This is a genomic window from Nostoc sp., from assembly GCF_036919895.1.
Lineage (GTDB): Bacteria > Cyanobacteriota > Cyanobacteriia > Cyanobacteriales > Nostocaceae > Nostoc.
Genome location: NZ_JBALBW010000096.1, coordinates 1 through 10,840 on the forward strand (window position 1 = coordinate 1; position 10,840 = coordinate 10,840).

General features: G+C 42.2%; 9 protein-coding genes. 2 read left to right on the forward strand and 7 right to left on the reverse strand.

Translation table 11 applies throughout. The features are described from left to right. Positions 1-198: 198 nt before the first annotated feature. Positions 199-1,479 carry a DNA cytosine methyltransferase gene (locus V7K55_RS19545; protein ID WP_334834253.1) on the forward strand — a complete coding sequence of 427 codons (1,281 nt, stop codon included), beginning with the start codon at positions 199-201 and terminating at the stop codon, positions 1,477-1,479. Positions 1,480-1,587: 108 nt separating this feature from the next. On the opposite strand, the gene V7K55_RS19550 is transcribed toward V7K55_RS19545, so the two are convergent. Then, positions 1,588-2,502: a DUF928 domain-containing protein gene (locus V7K55_RS19550; protein WP_334834254.1), complete on the reverse strand. Its 915-nt coding sequence runs from the start codon at positions 2,500-2,502 to the stop codon at positions 1,588-1,590. Between the two features lie 348 nt (positions 2,503-2,850). Further along, a complete protein-coding gene (gene ftsH / locus V7K55_RS19555; RefSeq protein WP_334834255.1) occupies positions 2,851-4,755 on the reverse strand; it encodes an ATP-dependent zinc metalloprotease FtsH in 1,905 nt (634 codons plus the stop codon). 346 nt (positions 4,756-5,101) lie between these two features. Here ftsH and V7K55_RS19560 point away from each other — a divergent pair, with 346 nt between their 5' ends. Beyond that, positions 5,102-5,647, forward strand: a complete 546-nt coding sequence (locus V7K55_RS19560) for an NADPH-dependent FMN reductase (RefSeq protein ID WP_334834256.1) — start codon at positions 5,102-5,104, stop codon at positions 5,645-5,647. Between the two features lie 49 nt (positions 5,648-5,696). Here V7K55_RS19560 and V7K55_RS19565 read toward each other — a convergent pair whose 3' ends face one another. The 5 genes from V7K55_RS19565 to V7K55_RS19585 all read right to left on the reverse strand — a co-directional run. Beyond that, positions 5,697-6,815: a ferrochelatase gene (locus V7K55_RS19565; RefSeq protein WP_334834257.1), complete on the reverse strand. Its 1,119-nt coding sequence runs from the start codon at positions 6,813-6,815 to the stop codon at positions 5,697-5,699. Positions 6,816-7,113: 298 nt separating this feature from the next. After that, entirely contained in the window at positions 7,114-7,806 is a 693-nt protein-coding gene (locus tag V7K55_RS19570) for an urease accessory protein UreF (RefSeq protein ID WP_334834258.1), read from the reverse strand. After that, positions 7,781-8,227, reverse strand: coding sequence for an urease accessory protein UreE (gene ureE / locus V7K55_RS19575; protein WP_334834259.1), 447 nt, complete (start codon positions 8,225-8,227; stop codon positions 7,781-7,783). The genes V7K55_RS19570 and ureE overlap by 26 nt, the downstream gene beginning before the upstream one ends. Before the next feature lie 96 nt (positions 8,228-8,323). Further along, a complete protein-coding gene (locus tag V7K55_RS19580; RefSeq protein ID WP_334834260.1) occupies positions 8,324-10,087 on the reverse strand; it encodes a sensor histidine kinase in 1,764 nt (587 codons plus the stop codon). A 63-nt stretch (positions 10,088-10,150) separates the two neighbouring features. Continuing rightward, positions 10,151-10,840 (reverse strand): sensor histidine kinase (locus tag V7K55_RS19585; RefSeq protein WP_334834261.1); only part of this gene is annotated, 690 nt, incomplete at its 5' end.

The window sequence follows — 10,840 nt, forward strand, 5'->3', positions numbered from 1 at the left end:
GGGACTAGGGACTAGGGACTAGGGACTAGGGACTAGGGACTAGGGACTAGGGACTAGGGACTAGGGACTAGGGACTAGGGACTAGGGACTAGGGAAAATTTTGTATATTTAATACCCAATACCCAATACCCAATACCCAATACCCAATACCCAATACCCAATACCTAATCCCTAATCCCTAATCCCTTTAGAGGTGTCATGGCTTATGAGATGAGAAAAAAAAGAGCGATCGCAGTTGATTTGTTCGCTGGCGCAGGCGGTATGACTCTTGGCTTTGAACAAGCTGGTTTTGACGTGCTAGCGTCTGTGGAAATTGACCCTATCCACTGTGCAACACATGAATTTAACTTCCCATATTGCTCAGTGTTATGTAAAAGCGTTGTGGATACAACCGGAGAAGAAATTAGGAGTCGGTCTAAAATTGGCGATCGTGAAATTGATGTGGTAATTTGTGGCTCACCATGTCAAGGATTTTCTCTAATTGGTAAACGGGTTATTGACGATCCACGAAACTCTTTGGTATTTCACTTTCATCGGCTGGTTTTGGAGCTAAAACCGAAATTCTTTGTAATGGAAAATGTCCGGGGAATCGCAGTTGGCGAACATAAAAAAATCCTCCAATCTTTAATTAGCGAGTTTAAAATTCACGGCTATAAAGTAGAAGAAAATTACCAAGTTCTCAACGCTGCAAATTATGGAGTACCACAGTCACGTGAGAGATTATTCCTCATAGGTGCAAGGGAAGATGTAGAGTTACCGAAATACCCTCAACTGATTACTAAACAAGCATTACCCAATAATTTAACTTATAAAAAAATATCTAGTATCCCATTGAGTCCTACAGTATGGGATGCAATTAAAGATTTACCTGAAATAGAAAAGTATCCTGAGTTAGTAACAAGAGACTGGGTTGTAGCAGAATACCAAAAGCCTAGTAACTATGCTCGTGTACTTCGTGGTCTTAAATGCTTAAACAATGATTATTCTTATAAACGTGAATCCGATCTGCGAATACTTTCTTCCAGTTTAAGAACAAAACATTCCGTGGAAACCATTAAACGTTTTCAGGAGACTCAACAAGGCGAGAGAGAAAAAATTAGTCGTTTTTATAAGCTGCATCCTGCTGGTGTCTGCAATACTTTAAGAGCCGGGACAGATAAGTATAGGGGTTCTTTCACATCTCCTAGACCAATTCATCCATTTACACCTCGTTGTATCACAGTTAGGGAAGCAGCAAGATTGCATTCTTACCCCGATTGGTTTAGATTTCATATAACCAAATGGCACGGATTTCGTCAAGTTGGTAACTCTGTACCACCACTACTAGCAAAGGCTGTGGCGACAGAAATTATTCGCAGTTTGAATGTTTCGCCTTTTAAGCCGAGTTTGCGATACAAGTTGGGAGAGGAAAAGCTCCTACAGTTTAATATATCGCAAGCGGCACAATATTATCAGCAGTATAACAAGTCGATCGAGTAGAGGTAATTTATAAATTGCCCCTGAGTGCATATAATTTTACGTAAATCCTATGAAGCTTAAAAAACCCCGCCTTCTCTATCAAAACCTGGTTATTAAGTAATTTTTAATTTATTTCTGAATAGTACAACAGGGCAATAAAGGCTTGTTTACAACTTCTTTAATTTCTACTGAATTCAACAAATCTTCCCAATATTTCTGAACTTCGGGATCGTTAGGACGTTGGCGGCGTAAATTAGCTAAAGTTCTTAAAGCATCTTCCCAAAATCCAGCCGTTGCAAATAGAACTGCACGATCTAAGTCTGTATTTGGTTGGTTTAGCTCAACAGATAGGTTTTCATCTTGCGATCGCACTATTGTACCTTCTACATAAGAGTCTTTATCGCGGTTCCCAGGATCACAAATCATTGAAAAAGTCCAACTATACTCTTTACCGATTTGTAAAGATGGCTGATTCGCAGGTATATTTACACTAACAATACCATTCTGACCAACAGGTTTGAAAGTTCCCTTATACAATGGGTCGGAGCTATCATTATCCCGCAAAACAAATTCTAATGCTTGTACTATTGTAGAGGTTTGAGGAATATAGAAAAATAATGTGGGACGCTCTGCTGTGGTTCGTTGAGCTTCCTTATCTGTTGGTGTCAGGGGAATAATATTTTGTCCAGTTTGAAAGCAACTTCCTCGTGTTCCTGCTGACCTTACCCTACCAGGTCTACCTGGAACGAAGGCAATACGATTTTTACCACGTTGAATGTAACTTGTAACATTTCTAATTGCAGCAGTAGCATACCTATCTCCAGGACGTAGCCGCTCTGCTTGCTGAAAATTAAATAAAGCTTTTCGATAGTTTCTCCGTCTAGTTTCGTTATAACCAAGCTGCATATATTGTGTATAAGCAGATTTGGCTTGTGCGAGTTCAAAACCCGACTCTGTTGCCAAAACCTGATTAATAATCACAGGCTCAAAGGGGAGAAATACTAAAGCCGCAAGCAGATAGCTTGCCCAAAATCTATGTTTCATGATGTCCATTTCCACTTGTAGTACATCGCTTGGGTATATAATACAATACCTTAAGCTTGACAGTGGCAAGACTTTATGTGCCAGTTTTTGACACTCCTCAGCCTAAAGGCGTGAGGATTCTTGATTCATAGGGATTCCAACGAATTTAACCTCAGCAAGCATCGTAGAAATACTGAGGTAGCCTTCTGACTTTTTACGCGAAAATTCCGACTTATTTTAGGACTAGCCCTTTTAAGGTAATTTCTAAAATCTTTGCTTTCCTCTGTGCCTCTGCGGTTTAAAAAGGAATTATTGGCCCTTGTAGAGACGCAGCACTGCTACGTCTCTACATTATTTTTCATCAAATGTCTAATGAGGTACAGCTAATTTTGTATCCGCTACTTGGGCGTTATCAGCAACAATTTGGCGGAATGAATCGCCTTCAATTGTTTCCTCTTCTATTAACAAATCTACTAAACGCTCCAAAACTATGCGGTTTTCTTCCAACAGTTCTTTTGCTCTGATGTAGGAATTGTTGACAATTCCGCGTACCTGTGAGTCAATTTTTGCGGCAATTTCCTCAGAATAGTCTGATTTATTCATCCAGTCGCGTCCTAAAAATACCTCTCCACTCTGATTTTCTAGGGACAACGGGCCTAATTCTGACATGCCAAAGCGTGTCACCATCTGCCGCGCCATCCCTGTCACCTGTTGCAAGTCGTTACTTGCACCTGTGGTAACTTCTGGCTTACCAAAAACAATTTCCTCGGCAGCGCGACCACCTAGGGTAGCAGTAATCCTGGATTTGAGTTGGGAACGGGAAATTAACCCTTGTTCTTCGTTAGGAGTAAACCAAGTTAATCCCAGTGCTTGTCCCCGGGGAATGAGTGTAACTTTCTGCACAGGATCATGGTCTTTGAGCAATGTGCCCACTAAAGCATGTCCAACTTCATGATAGGCAATCAAACGCTTACTCTTGCTGTCTACCAATGCAGTCCCTTCCATACCTGCAACGACTCTATCCACAGCCGCATCAATTTCTAAAAGGGTGACAGCTTCTTTCCGTCTCCTCGCAGTCAGAATGGCAGCTTCATTGAGTAAGTTGGCTAAGTCTGCGCCGGTAAAACCAGGAGTGCGACGAGCGATCGCTTCTAATGATACGCTAGGGTCAATTTTCTTGTTTCGGGCGTGAACTTTCAAAATTTCCAGTCGCCCTTTGAGATCGGGTGGATCGACCATCACTTGTCTGTCAAAGCGTCCTGGTCTAAGCAACGCTGTATCTAAAACATCTGGGCGGTTAGTCGCGGCAATAATAATGATACCTGTGTTACCTTCAAAACCGTCCATTTCGGTGAGCAGTTGGTTGAGAGTTTGTTCGCGCTCATCGTTACCGCCACCGATACCAGTACCTCGTTGTCTACCTACTGCGTCAATTTCATCGATAAATATTAGACATGGAGCATTTTCTTTGGCTTTCTTGAAGAGGTCACGCACGCGAGATGCACCCACACCAACGAACATTTCCACAAATTCCGAACCGGAAATACTGAAGAATGGGACACCTGCTTCACCTGCGATCGCTTTTGCTAGTAAAGTTTTACCAGTACCAGGAGGGCCAATTAACAGTACTCCTTTGGGAATCCGTGCGCCTACAGCCGTAAATCTTTCTGGCTGTTTCAAGAAAGTCACAACTTCTTCCAGGTCTTCTTTCGCTTCTTCAACCCCGGCGACATCTTCAAATTTCACTCCAGTTTTCGCCTCCATTTGGAAACGAGCTTTGGATTTGCCGAAATTCATCGCTTGGCTAGAAGCATTAGTAGAGCGTCGGAGGAACAATAGCATTAAAGCCACCAGCGGCAAAATCCACATGAGATTAATCAACAGCCCAACAGCAGCCCGACTGTTAGCAGAGGAAACCTCGCCAAACTCAATATTCTTATCTTTGAGAATGTTGATTAACTCTGTATTTTGTGCCAGAAGTCTCACTTGTTGCGGTGGCGTATTCTCCTTTTGCCCTTTGAGATAAACCCTAGCTACCTGTTCGGTTTCGTCAAGCTCTACTTTTTGAACTTCTCCCGCCTTCGCTTTCTTGAGCAAATCACCATAGTTTAGAGAGGTACTAGAGGTAGAGCTACTATCTGCTTTTTGTGCCAAGACGGGGGTACTCCCGAAAATTCCTGGTAACATAATCAAGCTAGCTGCAATTGCACCAACCCAAGCAACGCGCTTTGATGACTGCCTTTTTACCAATGCTTTTTTTCCAAAATTTGTCATAATAATTACCCTTTGTCTGCTGGCACAAATTGAGCTATGGTTTTATGCCTATTCTTCTACCAAAAATTGTAATAACTGGAAATTACACTTTTCTTATCTAGTTTAACTTCCAGATAAGGGACTGGGGACTGGGGATTGGGGATTGGGGATTGAGGATTTGAAAATAGAGGCAAAAGGTTATAGGACAAATGGATAGTTCTTTCCTTTGCTTAGTATCCAGTCCCCAGTCCTCGTGAAATCAATTTGACATATTCCGATACAAATCGCTAAGATAAACATAGTCATAACGATTCCGCCTTTTAAGAAATCTGATGATAGTGGCTAGTTAATAGTTTGTAGATTAATTATGGTAAGAATTATTGGCATTGGTGGTAGTTTAAGATCAAACTCCTATACCCAACTGGCTTTACAAGTAGCAGTGCAAAGAGTAGAAGCCGTTGGTGCAGAGGTAGAAATTCTTGATTTAAGACAGTTGCAGTTACCGTTTTGCACTGGTGCAAAGGAGTATCCAGAGTACCCAGATGTTAAGCGGTTGCAAGATACAGTCAGTCACGCTGATGGATTAATTTTAGCCACACCTGAGTATCACGGTGGGGTTAGTGGTGTCCTGAAAAATGCTCTAGATTTGATGAGCTTTGAGCAACTGTCTGATAAAGTAGCAGGATTTATTAGTGTTTTGGGTGGTCAGTCTAATAGCAACGCTCTAAACGAACTACGGTTAATTACCAGATGGGTGCATTGTTGGTCTATCCCCGAACAAATTGCAATCGGACAGGCTTGGGGTGCATTCAGTCCCGAAGGCAAGCTGCTAGATGAAAAGCTCTCTCAAAGATTCGACCAATTTGCTCAGAGTTTAGTTGATAATACTCGCAAGCTGCGGGGCATTAATTAGTAAGTAGGGTGGTCAAAGCTTTGCCCACCCTACTAAACTCAAATTTTACTTAATGATGATGGTGGTGATGGCGATCGCCAGCGAGTTGGGGATTAACCGCCAAAGCTTGCTCTGACAACAACTCTGCAATATGAGCATCAGCCCATTGAGCCACCATTGACAAAAATTCTGGGCGATCGTTAACGCAAGCCATTTGCACGTAGTTCGTACCAGGATGCTGTTTTTCCAAAGCATGGATGATATGGTGTACATCCAATAGAGTTTCGTGGTTTTCTGTGGCAAAGCCAATTGGCATAAAAATTACCACTTTTGCACCAAGTTGAATCAGGTTATTTGCCGCTTGCTCTGCATTTGGCTGTGTCCAATCAATTAAGGGGGTGTCATGATTGAGCCAACCCACCGAGATTAACGGATAGCGGTTAATCAACTTCTCCCGAACCAATTCGTACATTGCTTCACTTTCGGCAATCCCAGAAGTAAAGCCTTTAGCTTTATGGGGACAGCCGTGATTCATTAACACAATACCGATTTGAGAAGGTAGATAAGCCCCAGCTAACTCAGCAATTTTTTCCTCAACCAGATGGGCCATTAAATCAATGTAAGCTGGTTCGTTGAAGAAAGAAGGAATATAGCGCTGTGCTTTAACCCAGTGTTCCTCACCATCTGCCAACTCAACGAGAGCATTGTTAACTTGCTCGATCGCAATCCCACTAGTAAAGATAGAATCAACAACCAGCAACGGGTAGATTAGAAGCTTCTCAAAGCCTTGGTTTTTAATTTCTGCTAAAACTTGGTTGGGCAGGAAAGGAGCGCAGAAGTTAAAAGCCTTGAAAACTTGAACCTTATCGCCCCATTTTTCTTGTAAATTCTTCTCAATCCCAGCCCGCTGCTGTTCAAAGATGGCGTTGTGTGGGGAGATAAAATCGTGGTGTGTGTGTCCCCACTCATGGCGGTCAAATAGCGCCAAAAGCTTTGCTAGGGGGGGATAAATCCAGGTTGGTACTGGTGCAAATTTTGCTGTCAGTAGATTTAAAGCCTGTTCGTTATAGTTGGCGAAATCTTCGTAGCTTTCGACTTCGCCGTAGCCCATAAGCAGTACGGCTACACGGTCTTTACCTGATGATAGATGCTCGTGGGTGTGTTGTACTTTTTCCGGCGTGGCAACCACAATTAGTTCCTCAATATAACCAGAGTGCAGAGAAATATAAAGTTAGGGAATAGTTTACACATTTCCCCTACTTGTAACTTATTATCCCATCCAGGGGGATAGGATAGGTGGGAAAATCAAAATAATACATCCAAAGTAAGACTTTTGTGGGGGATTGGGCATTGAAAATTGAATTAAGGGACTTCTAAGAAATAAATTACTCAAATAAACCTAAGTGGGGAAACCCGCCCACACGACTGGCTCCCCTACGGATCTTTTCAAAAATCAAATACTAGTCGTATAGACTAATGACCAATGACTAACTCCTAAACAACCTTGTATACTGTGTTTCATGCTGCATACTTGCCAACGACAAACCCCAGCTACAACAAGCGAGTTCATCATCTTCCAACGCGAGAATTTCTAATGCCGCAGCGCTAAATAATGGTTGTAAATCTAGCAATAACTGCTGTCCTGCGGTTTGTCCAAGGGGTATAAGTTTCACGCCAGCAGTAATTAAATTACTTGCCCAACTATGCAGATATCCGAGTAATGCGGCTTTGATGCTAACTTGCCAATGGGCGATCGCAATACCAAAAGCGATCGCATAATTGCAAGGATTACCCACAGTATTGGCAATAGGTATAATCTCCGGTTCTAGTTTAGCAAGTAATTGAATCAGCGATCGCCCCATCTGCCAACTAGAGGCGCGTAATTCTTCTGTTTCCCTAGCAGCCGATAACCAGAGATTCCAACGGCATAAGGATTCAATATTACCTATTTTTGCGGCTTGCTGCGATCGGATCATCACCGCCGCCTCTAACCGAATTGCCCCATAGAGCAACTCTGCTTTTAACCAATCTTTGAGATGTGTATGGTTAGCGATCGTACCATTTTCTACCAGCATTTCCAAACCTTCAGAATAGCTATATGCTCCCACAGGCAAAGCGGGGCTGGCTAACTGCAAAATACTCAAAAGATGGCTATCAGTGAGCATGATGGTGTTGTCCATAAGCTCCTAATTCTGGCTGAAACGGTAAAATTTCTTCTTTAACTTCTAACCCCAGTTGTTCCAACATCGCGCGTAAAACCGAATCTGAAGATAAACGTAAATAAGTTGGGTTAATTTCTACGGGTACGTGGCGATTTCCCAAATGGTATGCCGCCCGTAATAATAAAAGTTGTGTTTGGGCAAAGGCAGTGATTACTAGTTCTGGTTTGGCAATAATTCTGATTAAACTACTATGGGTTTCTTCTTGCAGAATATCGCCATCGTGTAAAACAGTTCCTCTGGGTAAATGTAAAAACACAACTTTACCATCTGCCGTTTCAAAGCGATGACGGCTACGGGTACGTTCTTCTGCTGTTAGCGCCAGAGTAAAAGTAACTGCTACATCGCAATTAGGTGGTTTAAGTTGGGTAAATGTCAGCATACAGAGTTTCGCCTGAACTTCCGCTTTTCATTATGGTTCTAATTTAAACCCCATAGCTGTCTTGCCTGAAGAAAAGATAAAATTAAAGACTATTAATCAGCCAATAGGTAATGTAAACCAGAAAGTTGCCCCTGCATCTAATGCACTGTCAACACCAATTTCACCACCGTGAGCATTGATGATTTGCTTACATAAATATAAGCCCAATCCTAAACTTACAGAATTGCGGATACTTGCACCCCGAAAGTAAAGGTCAAAAAGCCGAGCGCTTTGTTGTTGACTAATGCCCACGCCGTTATCACTAACAGTACAATAAATCATCTCACCTTCACAAGTAGCATTAATTGTCAACTGTAATCCAGGAGGATTATGTTTCAGAGCATTGACGATTAAGTTAGAAAAAACTCGCCATAGTTGCGTGGGATCTGCATTCACTAATGGCAAATCTGCGGATACCAGATTTATTAACTTGGCTTGATTTTGCTCTAGTAATGGCTCTAAATCTGCGATCGCAGCTTCCACAACTGTCAGTAATTGTACAGGCTGACGTTGCAAAACTACACTTTGAATTTCGCTGACATGAGCTTCCATCAACGAATTAATTAAGTTTAGTTGGCGATCGCTACTTTGAATCATCCGCTCTAAAATTGAACGGGAAATCGAAATATTTTCCTCTGGATGTGCAAGCAAGTTTCTCAGCACCATTAAAGTACCCAGCACTGGGTTGCGTAAGTCGTGAGAAACTGCATGAAAAAATACTCGTAGTTCTGCTTCAGTTTGTTTGCGCTGGGTAATATCTTCAATCAAACCTTCGTAGTAAAGCAGTTTTCCTTGTTCGTCACGGACTGCGTAGGCTTTTTCCGAAATCCAGACAATGCTTCCGTCTCGGCGATAAATTTGAGATTCAAACTCGGCAATGCTGCCATACTTTTCCATCAGTCGGACAAATTCGGCGCGGCGGTTCGGATCGACGTACAATTGTTCAATATCAGTGGAATTTGCTGTCACCTCCTCCGCTAAGGAGTAGCCATAAATGCGTGCTAAAGCAGGGTTTGCTGTAATGTAACGTCCATCGGAACTGCTTTGAAAAATCCCTTCAACAGCGTTTTCAAAAATGGTGCGATATTTAGTTTCTGCAACTTTGAGTTTTTGATACGCAGATTCCAGTTCTTGACGGGCGTAAAATTCAGAACGTTGCAGCCGATCGTATAGATAAACACCAATGTCACATATAGCACAGAACCAAAAAATGTATAAAAGGAATGTCACACTATATATTTCTGGGTGTTCAGGGACTGGTGTCTTTAATCCAAGTGCAGTATTTACACCAAAATAGTAAACTAGTACACCCACTTGAGACAGCAAGTGAACAATCCAGCAGACTGGCATTAATATAGCTTGGCTCAAGAACAGAAGTGACCAACCAATCGGATCGGGTAGTGCGAAACCTCTGAGGGTGGCAAATAACTGCGATGCTAGACTAATCGCCCAAGAAGACCCCAAAAATAATAAATCTGGACGATTACGACCTAATTTAGTTTTATGTAAAGCAAAGCATACCAGTATACTTAGGAGCATTGCAGTATTGATTACAAAGCGTTGAGTTCTAAGTACTTCTGGCAGACTTTCCAACTCTTTTAAAGGTAAAAAAAAGCCGTAAATGTCTCGCACAGTAAAAGACAATAAACAAATCAGTGCTAGCCATAACCATAAACGTAATCTCTGCCACAGAAAACGGTTACGCCAAACTCTGTAAAGAGTAGTGGTTTCATCTCCTGTTGGTGCAGAAAAGGTTTGTTTCCACCACCTTTGTACTGTTGTAAATTGAGTCGCCATTAGCATCCGAGCAACTTTGCTCATACCTTGAGGGTGTTTTCCTTACTCAACATTGCTATAAATAACACCCTCTCATTTTTTGGTGATTTATGGACGATTTGTTGTGGATGAACTTGCTAAAGGTAATGTAAACCAGAAAGTTAACCCGCGCTTGCGGTTACTAATAACACCGATTTCGCCGCCATGTGACTGAATAAATTTGCGACAAAGATACATTTTTAAGCCAATGCTCGTAGAACAACAGTCTTGAGGATCGCGGACATGGAGATCGAAAAGGCGATCGCACTCTAGTTTACTCATTACCACACCGTCATCTTGAATCTGAGTGCGAAGCATTCCGCCCTCAACGGTGGCACTCAGAATAAAATTTAATCCTGGTGGATTATTTTGCAAGGTATGTGTTAATAAATGTGCCAAAAATTTATCCAATCGACTTGCATCTACCATCACTAACGGTAAATCGGCGGGAAGCAAGTTTTTTAGAGTCGCTTGATTTTGTGTCAGTATGGGTTGCAACTGGGAAAAAATTGTTCTCAGTAGGCTGCTAAAATCTACAGGTTCGGGTTTGAGATCCATACCCGGCTTTTCACCGGAATTAATTTCTAGCAATGAGTTAATCATTGCCAGTTGGCGATCGTTGCCTTGAATCATCCGCTCGATTATTGAGCGAGATACTGGAATTGGGGATTGGGAAGAGGCAGAGGGGCAGGGAGTACGCAGCCGTGAGGAAAGAGGTAATTCTTTATTCTCCCCCTTGCCCCCTGCCCCCTGCTCCCC

Bases quoted from the DNA above. Each gene is read 5' to 3' on its own strand.
- V7K55_RS19545 (WP_334834253.1), top strand. From the start codon at position 199: ATGGCTTATGAGATGAGAAAAAAAAGAGCGATCGCAGTTGATTTGTTC.
- V7K55_RS19550 (WP_334834254.1), bottom strand. From the start codon at position 2,502: ATGAAACATAGATTTTGGGCAAGCTATCTGCTTGCGGCTTTAGTATTT.
- ftsH (WP_334834255.1), bottom strand. From the start codon at position 4,755: ATGACAAATTTTGGAAAAAAAGCATTGGTAAAAAGGCAGTCATCAAAG.
- V7K55_RS19560 (WP_334834256.1), top strand. From the start codon at position 5,102: ATGGTAAGAATTATTGGCATTGGTGGTAGTTTAAGATCAAACTCCTAT.
- V7K55_RS19570 (WP_334834258.1), bottom strand. From the start codon at position 7,806: ATGGACAACACCATCATGCTCACTGATAGCCATCTTTTGAGTATTTTG.
- ureE (WP_334834259.1), bottom strand. From the start codon at position 8,227: ATGCTGACATTTACCCAACTTAAACCACCTAATTGCGATGTAGCAGTT.
- V7K55_RS19580 (WP_334834260.1), bottom strand. From the start codon at position 10,087: ATGAGCAAAGTTGCTCGGATGCTAATGGCGACTCAATTTACAACAGTA.